We start from the raw sequence: 20,034 nt of genomic DNA, 5'->3' as shown, positions 1-20,034 counted from the left end.
TATGTATGTTGCCGTTAAGGGTGGCGAAACCGCCATCGCCAATGCTCACCGGCTGCTGGCCGACCGCCGTCGTGGCGACCGCTCGCTGCCAGCCGTCGGTGTCGACCAGATCGTGGCGCAGCTCGCACTCGCCGTCGACCGGGTGATGGCCGAAGCCTCGCTTTATGACCGGACGCTCGCCGCACTTGCCGTTCGCCAGGCGCGTGGCGACATGATCGAAGCGATCTTCCTGCTCAGAGCCTACCGCACCACGCTACCGCGCTTCGGCTATTCCCAGCCGCTTGACACGGCTGTCATGAAGATCGAGCGCCGCATCTCGGCGACCTACAAGGATCTGCCCGGCGGTCAGCTTCTCGGCCCGACCTTCGACTACACGCACCGCCTGCTCGACCCGAGCCTTTTGACCGACGAACCTGTCGACGAGCCGATGCAGCGCCCTGCCGAAGACGGCCGCGTCATGCGCGTCTCGGAAATCCTCGGCCAGGAAGGCTTGATCGAAGGCGACGGCACCATGCCGGTCGATCACGAGATCGGCGACCTGACGCGCGAGCCCCTGGAATTCCCGATGACCCGCGACCTTCGCCTGCAGGCGCTTGCCCGCGGCGACGAGGGCTTCCTGCTGGCGCTCGGCTATTCGACGCAGCGCGGCTACGGCCGCACCCACCCCTTCACCGGCGAAATCCGCATCGGCGAAGTGGAAGTTGAATTCGAGGTGCCGGAACTCGGCTTTGCCGTCTCGCTTGGCCGCATCCAGGTGACCGAGTGCCAGATGGTCAACCAGTTCATGGGCTCGGCCAAGGCGCCGCCGCAGTTCACTCGCGGCTACGGCCTGGTCTTCGGCCAGAGCGAGCGCAAGGCGATGGCGATGTCGCTGGTCGACCGCGCGCTACGTGCCGAGGAGCTCGGCGAAGACATCGTTGCGCCAGCTCAGGACGAGGAATTCGTCATCTCCCACTCCGACAACGTGCAGGCGACCGGCTTCGTCGAACATCTGAAGCTGCCGCACTATGTCGACTTCCAGGCCGAACTCGACCTGGTGCGGCGCATGCGCCGCGACTTCGAGGCCGCTCGCGATCGCGGCATGGACCCCATGACGGAGGCAGCCGAATGACCGAACTCGCCACCTACAACTTCGCCTATCTCGACGAGCAGACCAAGCGGATGATCCGTCGTGCTATCCTGAAGGCCATCGCCATTCCCGGCTATCAGGTTCCCTTCGCCTCGCGCGAAATGCCGATGCCTTACGGTTGGGGTACCGGCGGCGTGCAGCTGACGGCCGCGATCATCGGCCCGCAGGACGTGCTGAAGGTGATCGACCAAGGTGCCGACGACACGACCAACGCCGTTTCCATCCGCGCCTTCTTCCAGAAGGTGGCGAATGTCGCCGTGACCACCCGCACGGAAGAGGCGACCATCATCCAGACGCGCCACCGCATTCCGGAGGCCAAGCTCGGCTCCAACCAGGTGCTGGTTTACCAGGTGCCAATCCCGGAACCGTTGCGCTTCCTGGAGCCGCGCGAAACCGAGACGCGCAAGATGCATGCGCTCGAAGAATACGGCCTCATGCATGTGAAGCTCTATGAGGACATCGCCCGCAACGGCCGCATCGCGACAACCTATGCCTATCCGGTCAAGGTCGCCGGCCGCTACGTCATGGACCCTTCGCCGACGCCGAAGTTCGACAATCCGAAAATGCACCGTTCGGACGCGCTGCAATTGTTCGGCGCCGGCCGTGAAAAGCGCATCTATGCCGTGCCGCCCTATACCGAAGTCGTCAGCCTGGATTTCGAGGACCATCCCTTCGAAGTGCAGCGCTTCGACAAGCCCTGCGCGCTTTGCGGGGCGGAGCAGGTCTATCTCGACGAGGTGATCCTCGACGACAAGGGCGGTCGCATGTTCGTCTGCTCCGATACCGATTTCTGCGAGGACCGTCGTGCCCACGGCCATATCGGCACGATGCTGGCACCCAACCAGGAGGCTGCCGAATGAGTGACTTACCCCTTCTCAAGGTCAAGGACGTCTCGAAGTTCTACGGCAGCCGCATCGGTTGCCGCGATGTGTCCTTCGAGCTCTGGCCAGGCGAAGTGCTGGCTATCGTCGGCGAATCCGGTTCCGGCAAGACGACGCTGCTCAACTGCATCTCGACGCGGCTGCTGCCGACGACGGGCAGCGTCGAATACCACATGCGCGACGAGACCTATCGCGATCTGTTCCGCATGAACGAGGCCGAGCGCCGCTTCCTGATGCGCACCGACTGGGGCTTCGTGCACCAGAACCCGGCCGATGGCCTGCGCATGACGGTTTCCGCCGGCGCCAATGTCGGCGAGCGGCTGATGGCGATCGGCAACCGCCACTACGGCAATATCCGCAACACCGCCATCGACTGGCTGGAGCGGGTGGAAATCGATGCCGACCGCATCGACGACCAGCCGCGCGCCTTCTCCGGCGGAATGCGCCAGCGCCTTCAGATTGCCCGCAATCTGGTGACCGGCCCCCGCCTCGTCTTCATGGACGAGCCCACCGGCGGCCTCGACGTGTCCGTGCAGGCCCGCCTGCTCGACCTCGTACGCGGCCTCGTCAACGATCTCGGCCTTTCGGCGATCATCGTCACGCACGATCTCGCGGTTGCCCGTCTTCTATCGCATCGCATGATGGTGATGAAGGACGGCCAGGTGATCGAGCACGGTCTCACCGACCGCGTGCTCGACGATCCGCGCGAACCCTACACCCAACTGCTGGTCTCTTCGATCCTGCAGGTCTGAGGAAGAAACATGGCAACTCCACTCGTCGTTTCCGAAGTCTTCAAGAGCTTCACCATGCATCTGCGCGACGGCATTCGCCTGCCTGTCGTCGCCGATGTCTCCTTCTCCGTCGCCGCGGGCGAATGCGTCGTCCTCGGCGGACCATCCGGCATCGGGAAAAGCTCGCTCCTGAAAATGATCTACGGCAACTATGCCGTCGATGGCGGCCAGATCCTGATCTCGCACAGAAGCAAGATCGTCGATCTCGCCACCGCCGATCCGCGCACCGTGCTCGATGTCCGCCGACAGACCATGGGCTATGTCAGCCAGTTCCTGCGCACCGTCCCGCGCGTTCCCGCGCTTGATGTCGTTGCCGAGCCGCTGATGGCCCGTGGCGTGGCAATAGCCGACGCCCGTGACAGGGCCGCGGAACTGCTGGCACAGCTGAACCTGCCCCAGGAACTCTGGCAATTGCCGCCCGCCACCTTCTCCGGCGGCGAGCAGCAGCGGGTCAATATCGCCCGCGGCTTCATTACCGACCACGCCATCCTGCTGCTCGACGAGCCAACGGCATCGCTCGACGCCCGTAACCGGGCCGTCGTCGTCGACATGATCGAGCAGAAGAAGGAAGCCGGCGTCGCACTGCTGGGTATCTTCCACGATGAGGAAGTGCGCGAGGCCGTCGGCAGCCGCATTCTCGACGTCTCGCAGTTCTCGCCGCGGAAGGCCGCCGCATGAGCCGCAAATTGGGCGAAACGCCCTTCATCAGCCCCTCGGCGAGCGTCAACAATTCGACCCTCGGCCGCTATACCGAGGTCTCCGACCGCTGCCGCATCGACGAAGCAGAGATCGGCGACTACTCCTACATCATGCAGGATGGCGCGGTCTGGTGCGCGACGATCGGCAAGTTCGTGAACATTGCCGCCGCCGTGCGCATCAATGCAACCAACCATCCGACATGGCGCGCGACGCTGCACCATTTTACCTATCGCGCCGCCGATTATTGGCCCGACGCCGATATGGAGACCGATTTCTTCACCTGGCGGCGCGACAACCGGGTCGTCATCGGCCATGACGTCTGGATCGGCCACGGCGCCACCATCCTGCCGGGTGTCACGGTCGGCAATGGCGCCGTAATTGGCGCGGGTGCGGTTGTTTCAAAGGATGTCGCACCCTATTCAATCGTCGGCGGCGTGCCGGCCAAGCTGATCCGCGAGCGTTTCACGCCCGAGGTCGGCGCACGCATGGACAAGCTCTCATGGTGGAATTGGGACCACGACCGCCTTCGCACGGCACTTGCCGATTTCCGCGCCCTGTCCGCGGAAGATTTTTTGGATCGCTACGCCGCCTGAGAACCGTTTCCGCCAAAACCAAGCTTGCAAGGCGTTGACGAGCGATCCAGCTTTCAGATGATCCTTGCAAGAACAGGATCGGGAGGAGTTTCCATGGCAAAGCAATTTTCCAGCATCGACGACAGACTGCGCGATTTCATCGCGCGGCAGCACATCTTCTTCACGGCATCGGCGACGGCAAATTCCCGTGTCAATGTTTCGCCCCGCGAAACGCTGTGCCTGCGCATCATCTCACCGAATACCGCCATTTATCTCGACCGCACAGGCAGCGGCAACGAAACATCGGCTCACATGAAGGCCGATGGCCGATTGACGATCATGTTCTGCGCGGTCGAAGGACCGCCGATGATCCTGCGCCTCTACGGCCGCGGCCGGATCATCCATCGATCGTCGCCCGAATATCGTGAATTGCTGCACGATCACTATGCGGGCGAGGAGCCGCTCGGCGCACGACAGATCGTATGGCTGGACTTCGATCTCGTGCAGACATCCTGCGGCTTCGGCGTACCGCTCTTTTCCTATGAAGGCGAGCGGCCGAGCCTGGACCAATGGGCGAAAGCCAAGGGTCCTGATGGCATTGAGGAATACCGGCGCGAGAAGAATAGCTTCAGCATGGACGGCCTGCCGACCGGCATGTTTGACGGCTAAATTTAACAGAAAGCCCTCAGCCGGCTAATCTTGCGAAAACGACGGGAATTGTAACAGCAGTTACATAAAACTGACATCGGAGCTTCATGAAGCGGGACTAATCGGTTGCCTTGTGGTTGGCGCCAGCCCCGTCGAAACTCCGTTCGAGGCAGGGGCATGCGCCCATTCTTAGCACCGGTACCGCTGAAATTTCTGTAGCCCGGCAGCCGCGAAAGGGAAGCACTATGTTCGAACTCAGGAATGTCTCGCGCCGGTTTGGAAACAAGCTCGCTGTCGATTCCGTGACTTTGGACATACCGCAAGGACAGATGGTCGGCGTCATCGGCCGTTCCGGCGCTGGGAAGTCTACGCTGCTGCGCATGATCAACCGTCTGGCCGATCCGAGTTCCGGCTCCATTCATTTCTCTGGGACCGAAGTCTCCAAGCTGACCGGTCGTGCACTGCGCAGCTGGCAGCGCGATTGCGCCATGATCTTCCAGCAGTTCAACCTTGTGCCGCGCCTCGACGTGCTCACCAACGTCATGCTCGGCCGCCTCAACCATCGTTCGACGGTTCTGAGCCTGCTGTCCGTCTTTTCCCGCGAGGAACGCATTGAAGCCATCGCGGCACTCGAGCGCCTCGGCATTGAGCAGACGGCCCTGCAGATGGCCGGCACGCTTTCCGGTGGCCAGCAGCAGCGCGTCGCCATCTGCCGCGCCCTGATGCAGCAGCCGAAGATGATGCTGGCCGACGAGCCGATCGCCTCTCTCGATCCGCTGAACGCCAAGATCGTCATGGATGCGCTGCGGGATATCAACGAGCGCGAAGGCATCACCGTCATCACGAACCTGCATACGCTGGATACTGCGCGCAACTATTGCGAACGCATCGTCGGCATGGCCGCCGGCAAGGTCGTCTTCGACGGCAAGCCGACCGATCTGACGGCAGCCGCCGTCAAGGAAATCTATGGCACCGACAAGGACGGCGCCGGCATCGACGAGACCATGACGTCGACCTCCATCAACATCGCCGAACCGGCCGCACAAGCCGCGGCGACTGAATCTGCCGGCCCGCAACCGCTGGCACTGGCCGGTCTCTGAGAGGGACGGCCGGGATCGAAGGCCCGCGTCAAGGGCGCATTTCTTCTATCAGACCGAAGACATCCGGGGACACCGGTTAATCAGGAGACGAACCCATGTTGAAGAAAGCACTCTTTGCCGCTACGGCGCTCGTTGCGCTCGCAGCCGGCGCTGCGGCTAACGCCGCAGATCTCAAGGAATTCCGCGTCGGCATTCTCGGCGGCGAAAACGAAGCCGACCGCCTGCGCAACTACGCCTGCCTTTCCGACCACCTGAAGAAGGAATTCGGTTTCGAGAAGGTTTCGCTGTTCCCGGCCGCCGACTATAACGGCGTTATCCAGGGCCTGCTCGGCGGCACGCTCGACTTCGCAGAACTCGGCGCCTCCGGCTACGCAGCCGTCGCCATCAAGGACCCGAAGGCCGTTACCCCGATCCTGACCACGCAGCAGACCGACGGTTCCACCGGCTACTATTCGATCGGCCTCGCCCTCAAATCCTCCGGCATCAAGACCATCATGGACGCCAAGGGCAAGAAGCTCGGCTACGCCGATCCGGACTCCACCTCGGGCTACCTCGTTCCGCTGACGCAGATTCCGAAGACCACCGGCGTGCCGAACGACAAGTTCTTCGGCTCGACCCAGTTCAACGGCGGCCATGAGAACAACCTGCTCGCTGCCTATGACGGCAAGGTCGACGTTGCTGTCGACGATTCCTCGGGCGTTGGCGATTTCAAGGACGGCTTCACCTCCGGCACCTTCCGCAAGGAAGTCGACAAGGGTGCCGTAGACCCGAACAAGCTCGTCGAAGTCTGGCGTTCGCCGCTGATCCCGAACGGTCCGCTCGTCGTTCGCAACGCTCTCGGCACCGAATGGCAGACCAAGCTGGCCGACTTCTTCCTGAAGCTGCCGACCACCGACGCCAAGTGCTTCAACGCCGTCGAAGGCGGCGACTTCAAGGGCTACGTCAAGGTAACCCCGGATTTCTACAACGCCGTTATCGACGTTCGTAAGGCTGCCATCGGCGGCTGATCCGTATCCCCAAAATGGGGCGGCCGGCAACGGCCGCCCTTTTGCTATTCACACCCCTTTGCCATTCACAGGGCTGAATTTCATGACGATCGCCGATACGCATCCGAACATGCCGAGCGCGCCGCAAAGCGCCAGGGAGATCGGCGACGCCTGGAGCAAGATGGTGGCCAAACGCCGTCTCTACACCGGCATCGGTCTCGCGATCCTGCTCGTCGCCTTCGTCAGCTCGGTGCGCTTTGCCGACGAGAACAACGCCGGGCATTTCTTCGACCGCCTGCCGCATCTCTTCGATTTCCTGAGCTGGCTTATTCCCAAGGACTGGGCCGACGTCTACCGTGCGCTCTTCGACCTGCCGAGCCCGAATGGGGCCAATGGCGCCGGCGGCGAGGAATTCAATTTCCCCCTCGGCCGCGTCTATGTCTGGGGCGATTTCTACATCCCCGAATATTTCGAGCTGATGATCATCACGATCAACGTGGCACTGGTATCGACCATCATCGGCTTCGTCTTTGCCGTGCCTTTGAGCTTCTTCGCTGCGCGCAACATGTCGCCGTCCAATCCGATCCGGCTGGTGACCAAGCGCATCATGGAATTCCTGCGGGCCTTTCCGGAAATCGTCATCGCCGGACTGTTTTCGGCAATCCTGTCGATCGGCCCGATCGCCGCCATCATCGCCGTCGGCCTGCATACGATCGGCGCACTCGGCAAGCTCTTCTATGAAGTCGTCGAGAATATCGACATGAAACCCGACGAGGGCATGCGTGCCGTCGGTGCCAGCTGGACGGAACGCGTTCGCTTCGCCGCTCTGCCGCAGGTGCTGCCGAACTTCATGTCCTACGCACTGCTGCGTCTGGAGATCAACGTTCGCGCCTCGACCATCATCGGCGCCGTTGGCGGCGGCGGCATCGGCGAGGAGCTGAAACTTGCGATTTCGCGCGGCTTTGGCGCCAAGACATTGGCGCTGGTGCTGCTTCTCTTCCTGACGATCATCGCCGTCGATCAGTTTTCCGCATGGCTCCGCCGCCGCCTCGTCGGCGAGCATGCCTTCCTTTTGCAGCATTGAGGTTGACCATGTCCGTCATCGACGCCGGCCGCATGCAGGAAATCGAAGCGCGTTACCCGGAAGTGCTTCACCGGTCCTTCCGCCAGCGCTTCGGCGCGCTGATGATCTTCATCGGCGTCATCCTCTACGGCATCTATGCCGTGTGGTTCTTCGACCTGCCGAAGGTCATTTCGGAAGCGCATTGGGAACGCGTCGGCATCTACCTCAGCGAATGGGTGAGCTATGACGTGCAGCCGGAATTCCGCATCTCTGGAGACAAGATCAGCATCAAATATCCGCGCTTTTCACCCCTGGGCGATAATCCGAACCCGGACTGGGTGAAGACCAACTCCGATGGCAGCATGACCGTTTCAGTCAGCGGCACGAGCCGCACGGTAACCGTCACCAAGACGCAGGCCATCGTGACGGCGCATGGCATCACAATTCCGATCGATATTGCCGGCAATGTGCCGAAAATCGTCGGCTCCGAACCCGTTCCCAGTTGGATGACGGTCTATGACGACAATATTCTCGTCAATCTCGGCTTTGCAGGCGATGCCAGCATTTCCACCGACCGCGTGAAGATCCGCAAGCGGTTCATCGGCTGGGCCAACTTCGTCTTCGATACGCATTCGCCCTTCTTCGACAAGCCGGCGAGCGAAGTCATCAGCCTGATCGTTTCAGGGCCGCGGCTCGATCCTGCTCAGTCCAATCTCTCGCTGGCCTTCGACAATATCTGGAACAATGGCGCATGGCAGCATGGCGACGTCTGGACCAAGCTGTTCCAGACCATCGTCATGGCCTTCCTTGGCACGCTGCTGGGCTCGCTCGCGGCCTTCCCGCTCGCTTTCCTTGCGGCTCGCAACATCACGCCGAGCCGCCTCGTCAACCAGATCCTTAAGCGCTTCTTCGATTTCCTGCGCTCGGTGGACATGCTGATCTGGGCGCTGTTCCTGACCCGCGCCTTCGGCCCCGGCCCGCTCGCGGGCAGCGGCGCGATCTTCCTCACCGAGACGGGCACGCTTGGCAAGCTCTATTCCGAGGGCCTCGAGAACATCGACAACAAGCCGCGCGAGGGCGTGAAATCCACCGGTTCGCCGACCGTTCTCGTGCATCGCTACGGCATCATGCCACAGATCGTGCCCGTCATCGTCAGCCAGACGCTCTACCAGTGGGAATCCAACGTGCGCGGCGCGACCATCATCGGCGCCGTCGGCGCGGGCGGCATCGGCCTCAAACTTTGGGAAGCGATGCGCACCAATTCCAACTGGGAAAACGTCGCCTATATGGTGCTGTTGATCCTCATCGTTGTCTTCCTGTTCGACGCAGCATCCAACGCCCTGCGCTCGCGGCTGATGGGCGCGAGAACGAAATAAAAAGAACGGGAAAAAAATCGTTCCGCATCATCATTCTGTCACGGGAATCCGGTAGCGCAGGCCGGCAAGACCGCAGTGGTCAGGCTGGCTTTAGCCGGATTCGGAACGTTGCTGCCTTGCTGCTCTTGCGATTTGAAGCAAATCACCCAACAGTGTCTCGCGCAGCCGATTTTTCCAAGGAATGCAGCCTTGCGCTATGCTCTTTATTTCACGCCGCCCAAAGATGATCCGTTGACATCTCTCGCCGCCCGCTGGCTTGGCCGCGATGCATTTTCGAATGAGATCTTTTCCGACAAGGCAATGGGTCCATTGCCGGAAGGCCATGCCGAGCTGACGGCCGATCCTCGCCGCTATGGCTTTCATGCCACGCTGAAGGCGCCGTTCGAGCTTGCCTCCTCGGTGACCGAGCGCGATCTCCTCGAAGTCGCTGCCGAATTCGCCTCGCAGACCAATGCTTTCACCATTCCGGAACTGGTGCTTGGCCAGCTCGGCCATTTCTTCGCGCTCGTTCCCGGCTCGCTCCATCAGCCGCTGCAGGATTTTGCCTCCCGTGTGGTGAAAACCTTCGAGCCGTTCCGCGCACCGCTTTCGGAGCATGACATTGCCCGGCGTAAGCCGGAGGGTCTCACCGAGCCGCAGCGCGCCAATTTGTTGCGCTGGGGCTATCCTTACGTCAATCACGAGTTCCGTTTCCACATGACGCTGACTGGGCGCGTTCCGGCCGAGCGCCAGGCCGAGATGCACGACGTTCTGCGCGAGCGCTTCGCCGACCATAACGGCAAACCGCTCGACGTTTCCGGCCTCGCCGTCTTTATCGAAGAACAGCGTGGCGCTCCCTTTACCGTCCGTTCCTGGCTGCCGCTTGCCGGCGCCTAATATGAAAGAGCCGATATGACCAAAGAAACCGCCCTTTCCAACGCCCGCATCGTCCTCGAAGACAAGATCGTCGAGGGCTCCGTGCTGATCCGCGACGGTCGCATTGCCGCCATCTCCGAAGGCAAGTCCGATATCGGCGAAGATTTCGAGGGCGATTATCTGATCCCCGGTCTGGTCGAGCTGCATACCGACCATCTGGAAGCACATTATTCCCCGCGTCCGGGCGTCCGCTGGAACAAGACGGCGGCCATCCAGGCGCATGATGCCCAGATTGTCACCTCGGGCATCACCACCGTATTCGACTGCCTGCGCATGGGCTCGGACGAAGACGGCGGTTTCGAAAAGGGCGAGATGCGCGACATGGCAGACGCCATCCAAGCCGCCCAAAGCGAAGATCGCCTGCGCGCCGATCACCTGATCCATCTGCGCTGCGAAGTTTCTTCTGACAACGTGCTCGACCACTTCCAGGATTTCGAGAAGGACCCTTACGTCCGCCTGGTCTCGCTGATGGACCACGCGCCGGGCCAGCGCCAGTTCCAGACCATGGATCAATATATCTTCTACTATCAGAAGAAGCGCGGGCTCAGCGATGAAGCCTTTGCCAAGTTCGTCGCCAAGCGTCAGGAGGAATCGGCCAAATATGCCACGCCGCATCGCGACGCGATCTCCAAGGTCTGCGCCGAACGTGGCATCACCGTTGCCAGCCATGACGATGCGACGCTCGCCCATGTCGACGAAGCCATCAACTACGGCGTTCGCCTCGCCGAATTCCCGACCAGCATCGATGCCGCCAAGGCTTCCCACGGCGCCGGCATGAGCGTGCTGATGGGCGCGCCGAACATCGTGCGCGGCAAGTCGCATTCGGGCAATATCGCCGCTCGCGATCTCGCTGAGCTTGGCGTCCTCGACGTGCTGTCCTCCGATTACGTACCGCTCAGCCTGCTGCATGCGCCCTTCATCCTCGCGGATGAAGTCGAGGGTATTTCGCTGCCTCAGGCGATCGCCATGGTGACTGCGACGCCGGCAAGGACCGTCAGCCTCAACGACCGCGGCCGCATCGCAGAGGGCTTGCGGGCCGATCTGGTGCGCGTTCGTCGCGACCATGGCGTGCCGGTCACGCGCTCCGTCTGGCGAGAAGGACGGCGGGTCGCATGAGCGCGGACGCCAATATCAAGCCGGCTAATGTCGGCCTGGCGGTTCCGATGGCGGGCACGCTCGCCGTCGTCGTAGGGCCGAGCGGCGCCGGCAAGGATACACTGATGAACCTGGCCGCCCAGCATTTTGCCGGCCGGCCCGATGTGCACTTCGTCCGCCGCGTCATCACCCGCGACGGCGATGCCGGCAACGAGGACCACAGAAGTGTTTCCGAGGCCGACTTCGATGCAATGGAGCTGGCTGGCGCCTTCGCCGTCTCCTGGGAAGCGCATGGCCTGAAATACGGCATTCCAGCCGACGTCTTCGATGAGCTTGCACAAGGCAATCTGGTCATCGCCAATGGCTCGCGCTCGGCGCTGCATCACTTCCAGAGCGCATTTCCGCGGCTGAAGATCATCAATGTCACGGCGACGCGCGAAGTGCTTGCCGAGCGGCTGATGGCGCGTGGACGCGAGAGCCGCGAAGACGTGCTGAAGCGGCTGGAAAGAAGCTCGCTGACTGTCGAGGGCAGCTACGACGTCGCCGATATCGACAATAGCGGCACGCTCGGAGAAGCGGAGCGCGCCATTATTTCGGTGCTGGAAGCGTTGGTTCGGAAGTAAGCATCGCCGTTCAGCCCGGATCATCTTCACGAACTCGTAGTTAAGTCGGATCGCGGATTTCTCTCCACCTCATGCTGAGGTGCCTTGGCGCGCAAGCGTCAAGGCCTCGAAGTAGGAGGTGGCCCGGTAGAGTACCTCCACCCGCCCTCGTGGTTCGAGGCTTCGGCCCTTCAACAAGCTCAGGAGCCTCCGCACCTCACCATAAGGGCTGATCTCCTCACTGCACCCGATGCAGCTTCAGTGCGCCTCATCCCAATTATGCGCAGCGCGCGCATCGACTTTCAGCGGCACGGCCATATCGACCGCCGGCATGGCGGCGTTTTCCATGACCGAGACGATGATCGGCGTCGTGCGCTCGACATCGGCATCCTCGACTTCGAAGATCAGTTCGTCATGCACCTGCAGGAGCATGCGGACGCGATCGCTGAGGCCAGCCGAAGCCAGCGCCGGCTCCATCTTGATCATGGCGCGGCGGATGACATCCGCGGCCGAACCCTGGATGGGCGCATTGATCGAGGCGCGTTCGTTGAAGGCGCGGACAGAGGGATTAGACGAACGGATCTCCGGGAAGTGGATGCGGCGGCCGAAGATCGTCTCGACATAGCCCTTGTCGCGCGCGGCCTGCTTGGTGCTGTCCATGTAGTCGCGGATACCAGGGAAGCGTTCGAAATATTTCTTGATGTAGTCGCCGGCTTCCGAGCGCTCGATCGAGAGCTGGTTGGCGAGGCCGAAGGCGGAAATGCCGTAGATGATGCCGAAGTTGATCGCCTTGGCGCGGCGGCGCACCTCGCTCGGCATACCATCCACCGGCACGCCGAACATTTCCGATGCCGTCATGGCATGAATGTCGATGCCGTCTTCGAAGGCCTGCTTGAGCTGCGGGATATTGGCGACATGCGCCAGCACGCGCAGTTCGATCTGGCTATAGTCGGCGGAGACGAGCTTGTGGCCCGGCGTCGAAATGAAGGCGGTGCGAATCTTGCGGCCTTCCGCGGTGCGCACCGGAATATTCTGCAGGTTCGGCTCGGAGGAGGACAGACGCCCCGTCGTGGTCGAGGCCAGCGAATAGGAGGTATGAACGCGCTTGGTCTCGGGATGGACATAGCTCGGCAGCGCATCCGTATAGGTGGATTTCAGCTTAGTCAGCTGGCGCCAGTCGACGATCTTGCGCGGCAGCTCGAACCCGGCAGCCGCCAGATCCTCCAGCACCTGCGCCGAGGTCGACCATTGCCCCGTCTTGGTCTTGCTGCCGCCGGCCAACCCCATCTTGCCGAAAAGTATATCGCCGAGCTGCTTCGGCGAGCCGATATTGAAGCGCTCGCCGGCCAGATTGTAGATCTCGTCTTCGAGAGCGGCGGCGCCCTGCGCCAGCTCGCCGGAAAGGCGAGAAAGGATCTGCCGGTCGATGGTAATGCCGCGCTCCTCCATATGGGCAAGCACCGGCACGAGCGGCCTTTCCAACCTTTCGTAGACGACTGAAAGTTTTTCCGCTGCAAGTCGTGGTTTCAGCACCAACCAGAGACGCAGCGTCACATCTGCATCCTCGGCGGCATAAGCGGTTGCGCGGTCGATATCGACGAGATCGAAGGTGACGTTGGATTTGCCGCTGCCGGCGACGTCCTTATAGGCGATCGGCTTGTGGCCGAGCCAGCGCTCGGAGAGGCTGTCCATGCCATGCGTGGCGTTGGCGCCGCCATCGAGCACGTAGGACAGCAGCATCGTGTCGTCGAAAGACCGCGTTTCGATGCCGTAGCGCTTCATCAGCAGGTAGTCGTATTTCAGGTTCTGCGCGATCTTCAGAATGGAGGCATCCTCCAGCAGATCCTTCAGGCGCGGCAGTGCATCGCGAAGCGGAATCTGATTGTCGGCCAGGCCGCCGCCCAGCAGATCGCCGACACCGGTCTTGTGACCGAGCGGAACATAGGCGGCGCGGATGGACGCGCCAGTCGGATCATCACGATTGTCGGCGATCGCCATCGAGAAGCCGACGATTTCGGCCTGCATGGCATCGAGCGAGGTCGTTTCCGTGTCGAAGGCGACGATACCGGTTTCGCGCGCATCCGCGATCCATTGGTCGAGCGTTGCTATATCGCGGATGGTCACATATTTCGAATGATCGACCGGCGCGCTCGCAAAACTTGCGGCGCGCGCCTTGGCGAGATCCTCGGGCTCTGTGGTGCCATCCAAAGCCAGACGCGCCTTGGCCGACGGCGCCGGAACCGATGCCCCTTCGGCCTCGACCGTGCTGCCGGCGACGAGATCGACATTCTCGCCGACATCGAGATCGGGTCCATGGGCGCTCTCGCCCCATTCGATCTTGACGACGGAAGGCTCGATCGCCGCCGCGTCGCAATCGCACGCTTCCGCCACGCGCCGCGTCAGGGTCGTGAATTCCATGGTCTTCAGGAAGCCGATCAGCTTCGGGCCGTCCTGCGGATCGAGCACCAGCGCATCGAGCTCAAGCTCCAGCGGCACATCGGTCCTCAGCGTCACCAACTGGCGGGAAATGCGGGCAAGCTCGGCATTGGCGATGATGTTTTCGCGGCGTTTCTGCTGCTTGATCTCGCCGGCGCGGGCAAGCAGCGTGTCGAGATCGCCGAACTCTTCCAGAAGCTGCGCGGCTGTCTTCGGACCGATGCCGGGAATGCCCGGGACGTTGTCGATCGAGTCACCGGTCATCGCTTGTAGGTCGATCATCTTGTCCGGCGGCACGCCCCACTTCTCGACGACGTCGGGAATGCCGATCTGCTTGTCCTTCATGCTGTCATACATATGGACCATCGGCGTGACGAGCTGCATCAGATCCTTGTCGGACGAGATGATCGTCACATCGGCGCCGGCCGCCTCGGCCTGACGGGCATAGGTAGCGATGATGTCGTCTGCCTCGAAGCCGTCGGTCTCGATGCAAGGCAGGTTGAAAGCGCGCGTCGCTTCGCGGATGAGGCCGAACTGCGGAATCAGCTCTTCCGGCGGCGCCGAACGGTTGGCCTTGTATTCCGGGAAGATGTCCTTGCGGAAGGTCTTCGAGGAATAGTCGAAGATCACGGCGAAATGCGTCGGCGTCACGCCCACGGAGGTATCGCGCGCCGAGGTCAGCAGCTTCCACAGCATGTTGCAGAAGCCGGAGACCGCACCGACAGGCAACCCGTCGGACTTTCGCGTCAGCGGCGGCAGGGCGTGAAAGGCCCGGAAAATGAAACCGGAGCCGTCGACGAGGAAAAGATGATCACCTTTTTTCATGGAAGCATGGATAGCGTGGCGCATCTCCAACGTCCATATAAACTTCTGCTTTTGCAGCCTGTGGAAAGAGCGAAATCTCTCACCGAAACGTTACTAAGTTTTAATCAATCTAATCTGCGCATTCCCTTGAAAAACCACATTCGAAACCTCAAATCATACTCACCGGCGATTGATACGCCGCGGGTCTGACAACCGGCCTGTCCCCCGCCATGTCAGACTAGGACAAAGGCCTATCCCCTCTCCGGGCCTTTGTCCCTCTTTCACGAGCCGCCATGGCGCCCCCTCCAGGCCATGGCGGCTTTTTCATGTCAAAAAATACAACCTTTGAATGTGAAAAAATTCGCCGGAGTTGCTTATTTCAGAGGGGATCTACCCGAAGAATTGCTGATTGTCTTACTCTTGAATTATGGGCATATTTGCAATCATGGGATTTAATCGGATGGACTCCGCCGCCTACCTTGCCAGTCAGATGGCGAAGGGATTCGCTCGCTCGCTACAGCAACGCGCGGCGAAGCTCGGCTTTTCCCCCGGCCAGTTTCCCATCCTGCTGGAACTGTGGTCCGAAGATGGGCTCACGCAGAAACAGCTGCTCGAGAGGGTCGATATCGAACAGGCGACGATGGCCAATACGCTGTCGCGCATGGAACGGGACGGATTGGTGGAGCGCCGCCCGCATCCTTCGGACAAGCGGGCGCAACTGGTCTTCCTGACCAACAAGGCCGCAGCGATGCAGGCGGAAGCGATCGAGGCCGCCATGGCTGCGGACACGGATCTCCTCAAAGACTTTCGTCAGTTCGAGCGCGAACTGCTGCTGGAATATATCCGGCGCGTGCTGGAGAATGCCAGGCGGCTCTAGCGCAACTCCAGGGAAGAGCACAGCGGTTTTCTGCTTGGGATTGCATGAAAGGGCTGCACCCTTCAAAGCGGCAAACGCCTAGCCCCGCCCGACCACCTTATCCAGCGCCGCTTGGTATTGGCTGGGTCCGACATCCGGCCTACCGAAAAATATTCCCTGAAGCTGGGCGCAGCCTTCCTCGATGACGATGCGGCGTTGGGTTTCCGTTTCCACACCTTCCGTAACGACAGGCATGTTCAGGCTGTGGCCGAGACCGATGATGGCGCGGACGATCGAGCGGGCTGCCGGATCGTGTTCGAGGGCGCCGGTGAAGCTGCGGTCGACCTTGATCTTGTCGAAGGGGAAGGCGCGCAGATTGCTGAGCGAGGAAAAGCCCGTGCCGAAATCATCCATGACCACGCGCACACCGAGGCGATGCAGCCGCTGCAGGGTCGCGATGACAGTCGTGCGCTCGCGCATCAGAGCCGCCTCTGTGATCTCCAGTTCAAGGCGCTGCGGATCGAGGTCGGTTTTGCGCAGGATCCGTTCGATCTGGTCGTAAAGGGTCGGGATCATGAATTGCAGCGGCGAGAGGTTGACCGCGACATTCGCGGGCTCGCTCCAGCGTGTCGCCTCCTGGCATGCCTGCTGCAGCACCCATTCGCCGATCGCGACAATCGATCCGCTTTCCTCGGCAATGGGAATAAACGTCTCCGGATCGATCACGCCGCGATCCGGATGCGCCCAGCGCAACAACGCCTCATAGCCGCTGACGCTGTCGCTGCCGACATCATAGATCGGCTGATATTCCAGAAAGAGCTGCCGGCGGAGAATGGCCTGGCGCAGGTCGTTCTCGAGCTGGCGGCGCGTGCGCACGGCCTTGTCCATTTCCGCATCGAAGAAGCAGGCATGGCCTCGGCCCGCATGCTTGGCGCGATAGAGCGCCATATCCGCATTGGCGTAAAGCTGCTCGGCGCTCGTGCCGTCGCGCGGGTAGATGGCTATGCCAATGCTGACGCCGACGGCCGTCGGATCGCGTGCCGTGTCCATTTCCATGCCGAATTCGGCCAGAATGCGTTCGGCAAGACGCGTGGCCCCCTCGGGCTGCCGGCGCTTCGGCTGGATGATGGCGAACTCGTCGCCGCCAAGCCTTGCCACCGTATCGCCATCCTCGATCGCGCGCTGCAGAATGCCGGCGACCTTGCAGAGGATACGGTCTCCTTCGGCGTGGCCGAAGACGTCATTGATCGCCTTGAAGCGGTCGAGGTCCAGGCAGAAGATCGCGACTTCGCCGCCCCTGCGGTTCACCATCTGCAGTGCCTGGCGCATGCGCTGGTCGAACAGCGAGCGATTCGGCAGATCCGTCAATATATCATGATGCGCCAGATGCTCGATCATCTGCTGCGCCTGGCGGCGCTCGGTCAGGTCGCGCACGACAAGCACGCTGCATTCGTGGCCGCGATAGGTGATGGAGCGCCGCACGGTCTCGACGGGGATCGCCTTGCCATCGCACCCCGACAGCGTCGTTTCCAGCGGAATGGCTGCTTCGGCATGGATATCCATATCGATGCTCAGAAAGACATCCGGTGCGACACCGATCACCTGCTGCGCCGACCAGCCGGAAATGGCGAAGAACCGCTCGTTCGCGTCGATCACCCGGCCGTCACGGACGATGAGCAACCCTTCCAGCGAAGCATTGGCGAAACCCCGGAGGTCGGTCAAATGACGATCGACGAAGATGGCGCCAAGAGCGATGAGAATCAGACCCATCGCGGCAGCCATGACGATGCCAGCAAGAATGCTTCGATCCATGGCGAGGGCAGCACCCGGCATGCCTACTTCGGGCGTCAGCGTGACGCCGCTCATCGCGGTGAAATGCAGGGAGCAAATCGCAAGCAGCAGAAGAAGAGCGCCTGCCATGATGCGCCTGAAGCCATGAAGGCTGCGAAACAGTAGGAAAGCCAGCGAGGAGAAGACGCCACCCATGGCGACTGAAGCGACGACGCGCGGTATATCGAAGGAGAGCTCTGCCGAGGCTTCGATGGCCTGCATGCCCGTGAAGTGCATGGCGGCTATTCCAAACGCCATCAGCATGCCGCCGACCGCAAAGGAAACGCGATTATCCCATTCAAAGGCAACGGCAATGGCAAGCCATGAGCCGACGATGGCAAGAACCACCGAAAGCACGGTCAGGGAAACACCATAGGAGATCGGAAGACTGCTCCGATAGGCGAGCATGGCGATGAAATGCGTTGCCCAGATGCCGACACCGCTGGCAAAAGCTGCGGCAACAATCCAGTAGCGACGCTGATGCGACTGGCATTCCTGCGCACGCGAAAAAAGGAGCATGGTGGCAAGGCTGCCGATAAGGCAGATGACCGCCGCTACAACAATAAGCCTGACGTCATGATCGTCACGAATACATGCAATCACTGAAAACATTACGCGTCTCCAGAATACGCTTCTGGATTGACGTTATTTCTAATAATCTAAAAAACTTGTAAACTACATACGCAACTAATCACATAAGAGCGGGCCCCGATCGAAAGGCGCAAGCTACGGTAAATTTTCGGTTTTAACGCCTCGAAACCCGCCGGGCTTTGGTCTATCGTCCATCCAAATCTCATGTAAGGAGTCGGATATGACCGATCTATCGCCCGTTCTCGACCGCGCCGATCAGAACCTCCCTTCCAGTCTCGACAACCTGTTCGAGCTGCTGCGCATCAAGTCCATCTCGACCGACCCGGACTACAAGGCCGAATGCCGCAAGGCGGCGGAATGGCTGGTCGTCTACCTGAATTCGCTCGGCTTCAAGGCTTCCGTGCGCGACACGCCCGGCCATCCGATGGTGGTCGCCCATCACGATGCCGGCAGCGCAGATGCTCCGCATGTGCTGTTCTACGGCCACTACGACGTGCAGCCGGTCGATCCGATCGAACTTTGGGAAAGCGATCCCTTCGCCCCGGCGATCAAAGACCTGGGCAATGGCCGAAAGATTCTCGTCGGCCGCGGCACCTCCGACGACAAGGGCCAGCTCATGACTTTCGTCGAGGCTGTGCGTGCCTATAAGGAAACGAGGGGCGCCCTGCCCGTGCGCATCACCATTCTCTTCGAAGGCGAAGAGGAATCCGGCTCGCCCTCTCTCAAGCCCTTCCTCGAAGCCAATGCCGCCGAGCTGAAGGCGGATTTCGCCCTCGTCTGCGACACCGGCATGTGGGATGGCGATACGCCAGCAATCTCTGCTGGCTTGCGCGGGCTTGTCGGTGAGGAAATCGTCATCACCGCAGCCGACCGCGACCTGCACTCCGGCATCTATGGCGGTGCTGCCGCCAACCCAATCCATATCCTCACCGATATCCTCGCCGGCCTGCATGACGAGACAGGACGCATAACGCTTGCCGGCTTCTACGATGGTGTGGAGGAAACACCCGCCAACATCAAGGCTTCCTGGGAAACGCTCGGATTGACGGCCGAAAAATTCCTCGGCGAAATCGGTCTCGCGATCCCGTCGGGCGAAAAGGGCCGTTCTGTGATGGAACTCACCTGGGCCCGGCCGACGGCCGAGGTGAACGGAATTACAGGCGGCTATACAGGCGCCGGCTTCAAGACCGTGATCGCGGCCAAGGCATCGGCGAAGGTTTCCTTCCGCCTCGTCGGCCAGCAGAACCCGGCAGCGATCCGCGAGAGCTTCCGCGCCTATGTGCGCTCCAAGATCCCTGGGGATTGCTCGGTGGAATTCCACGAGCATGGCGGCTCGCCGGCCATTCAGCTTTCCTACGATTCACCGGCCCTGACCAAGGCGAAGACGGCGCTCTCCAACGAATGGCCGAAGCCCGCCATCGTCATCGGCATGGGCGGATCGATCCCGATCGTCGGCGATTTCCAGAAGATGCTCGGCATGGAATCGCTGCTGATCGGCTTCGGCCTCTCCGACGACCGCATCCATTCGCCGAACGAGAAATACGAGCTGCGCTCCTATCACAAGGGCATCCGCTCTTGGATCCGCGTGCTCGACGCACTCGCCGGCTAAGCCATCCGCGGGTGCGCGCGTCCTTGTGCGCCCCCGCGGCCACCCCCACCG

General features: G+C 61.4%; 17 protein-coding genes. 15 read left to right on the top strand and 2 right to left on the bottom strand.

Annotated features, from left to right (window positions below; all coding sequences use genetic code 11):
• The first annotated feature begins 1 nt into the window (after window position 1).
• The 13 genes from PH562_RS22645 to phnN all read left to right on the top strand — a co-directional run bounded on the left by PH562_RS22645 (window position 2) and on the right by phnN (window position 11,878).
• Complete coding sequence (locus PH562_RS22645) at window positions 2–1,111, top strand: carbon-phosphorus lyase complex subunit (RefSeq protein WP_285175782.1); 1,110 nt, start codon at window positions 2–4, stop codon at window positions 1,109–1,111.
• On the top strand, window positions 1,108–1,989 hold the full coding sequence (locus tag PH562_RS22640) for an alpha-D-ribose 1-methylphosphonate 5-phosphate C-P-lyase PhnJ (RefSeq protein ID WP_285175780.1): 882 nt from the start codon (window positions 1,108–1,110) through the stop codon (window positions 1,987–1,989). The genes PH562_RS22645 and PH562_RS22640 overlap by 4 nt, the downstream gene beginning before the upstream one ends.
• The gene (gene phnK, locus PH562_RS22635) at window positions 1,986–2,762 is read left to right on the top strand and encodes a phosphonate C-P lyase system protein PhnK (RefSeq protein WP_169643982.1); all 777 of its coding nucleotides are present in this window, start codon (window positions 1,986–1,988) and stop codon (window positions 2,760–2,762) included. Before PH562_RS22640 ends, phnK begins: the two co-directional genes overlap by 4 nt.
• Before the next feature lie 9 nt (window positions 2,763–2,771).
• Window positions 2,772–3,479 (top strand): phosphonate C-P lyase system protein PhnL, encoded by a 708-nt coding sequence (phnL, locus tag PH562_RS22630; protein WP_168810980.1) that lies wholly within the window; start codon window positions 2,772–2,774, stop codon window positions 3,477–3,479.
• Window positions 3,476–4,093, top strand: coding sequence for a DapH/DapD/GlmU-related protein (locus tag PH562_RS22625; protein ID WP_113233668.1), 618 nt, complete (start codon window positions 3,476–3,478; stop codon window positions 4,091–4,093). Before phnL ends, PH562_RS22625 begins: the two co-directional genes overlap by 4 nt.
• Before the next feature lie 93 nt (window positions 4,094–4,186).
• Entirely contained in the window at window positions 4,187–4,741 is a 555-nt protein-coding gene (locus PH562_RS22620; protein ID WP_285175776.1) for a pyridoxamine 5'-phosphate oxidase family protein, read from the top strand.
• Between the two features lie 224 nt (window positions 4,742–4,965).
• Window positions 4,966–5,820 (top strand): phosphonate ABC transporter ATP-binding protein, encoded by an 855-nt coding sequence (gene phnC / locus PH562_RS22615; protein ID WP_113233666.1) that lies wholly within the window; start codon window positions 4,966–4,968, stop codon window positions 5,818–5,820.
• 95 nt (window positions 5,821–5,915) lie between these two features.
• Complete coding sequence (gene phnD, locus PH562_RS22610; protein WP_113233665.1) at window positions 5,916–6,827, top strand: phosphonate ABC transporter substrate-binding protein; 912 nt, start codon at window positions 5,916–5,918, stop codon at window positions 6,825–6,827.
• 82 nt (window positions 6,828–6,909) lie between these two features.
• A complete protein-coding gene (gene phnE, locus PH562_RS22605) occupies window positions 6,910–7,890 on the top strand; it encodes a phosphonate ABC transporter, permease protein PhnE (protein WP_285175773.1) in 981 nt (326 codons plus the stop codon).
• Between the two features lie 8 nt (window positions 7,891–7,898).
• Complete coding sequence (gene phnE, locus PH562_RS22600; RefSeq protein WP_285175772.1) at window positions 7,899–9,245, top strand: phosphonate ABC transporter, permease protein PhnE; 1,347 nt, start codon at window positions 7,899–7,901, stop codon at window positions 9,243–9,245.
• Between the two features lie 189 nt (window positions 9,246–9,434).
• On the top strand, window positions 9,435–10,121 hold the full coding sequence (locus PH562_RS22595) for a DUF1045 domain-containing protein (RefSeq protein ID WP_285175769.1): 687 nt from the start codon (window positions 9,435–9,437) through the stop codon (window positions 10,119–10,121).
• A 15-nt stretch (window positions 10,122–10,136) separates the two neighbouring features.
• Complete coding sequence (locus PH562_RS22590) at window positions 10,137–11,276, top strand: alpha-D-ribose 1-methylphosphonate 5-triphosphate diphosphatase (protein WP_285175767.1); 1,140 nt, start codon at window positions 10,137–10,139, stop codon at window positions 11,274–11,276.
• The gene (phnN, locus tag PH562_RS22585) at window positions 11,273–11,878 is read left to right on the top strand and encodes a phosphonate metabolism protein/1,5-bisphosphokinase (PRPP-forming) PhnN (protein ID WP_095433564.1); all 606 of its coding nucleotides are present in this window, start codon (window positions 11,273–11,275) and stop codon (window positions 11,876–11,878) included. Before PH562_RS22590 ends, phnN begins: the two co-directional genes overlap by 4 nt.
• A gap of 237 nt (window positions 11,879–12,115) precedes the next feature.
• Here the strand turns inward: phnN and polA are convergent, their stop codons facing one another.
• Complete coding sequence (polA, locus tag PH562_RS22580) at window positions 12,116–15,118, bottom strand: DNA polymerase I (protein ID WP_285175902.1); 3,003 nt, start codon at window positions 15,116–15,118, stop codon at window positions 12,116–12,118.
• A 439-nt stretch (window positions 15,119–15,557) separates the two neighbouring features.
• Between polA and PH562_RS22575 the strand changes: the two genes are divergently transcribed.
• The gene (locus PH562_RS22575; RefSeq protein WP_285175763.1) at window positions 15,558–15,974 is read left to right on the top strand and encodes a MarR family winged helix-turn-helix transcriptional regulator; all 417 of its coding nucleotides are present in this window, start codon (window positions 15,558–15,560) and stop codon (window positions 15,972–15,974) included.
• Between the two features lie 78 nt (window positions 15,975–16,052).
• On the opposite strand, the gene PH562_RS22570 is transcribed toward PH562_RS22575, so the two are convergent.
• On the bottom strand, window positions 16,053–18,395 hold the full coding sequence (locus tag PH562_RS22570) for a bifunctional diguanylate cyclase/phosphodiesterase (protein WP_285175760.1): 2,343 nt from the start codon (window positions 18,393–18,395) through the stop codon (window positions 16,053–16,055).
• A gap of 199 nt (window positions 18,396–18,594) precedes the next feature.
• Here PH562_RS22570 and PH562_RS22565 point away from each other — a divergent pair, with 199 nt between their 5' ends.
• Window positions 18,595–19,983 carry a M20/M25/M40 family metallo-hydrolase gene (locus PH562_RS22565; RefSeq protein WP_285175758.1) on the top strand — a complete coding sequence of 463 codons (1,389 nt, stop codon included), beginning with the start codon at window positions 18,595–18,597 and terminating at the stop codon, window positions 19,981–19,983.
• Window positions 19,984–20,034 lie beyond the last annotated feature (51 nt).

The organism is Rhizobium centroccidentale (assembly GCF_030182565.1).
Classification (GTDB): Bacteria; Pseudomonadota; Alphaproteobacteria; order Rhizobiales; family Rhizobiaceae; genus Rhizobium.
Note: the sequence above shows the minus strand (reverse complement) of the source record. Positions and strands in the feature narration are given on the sequence as shown.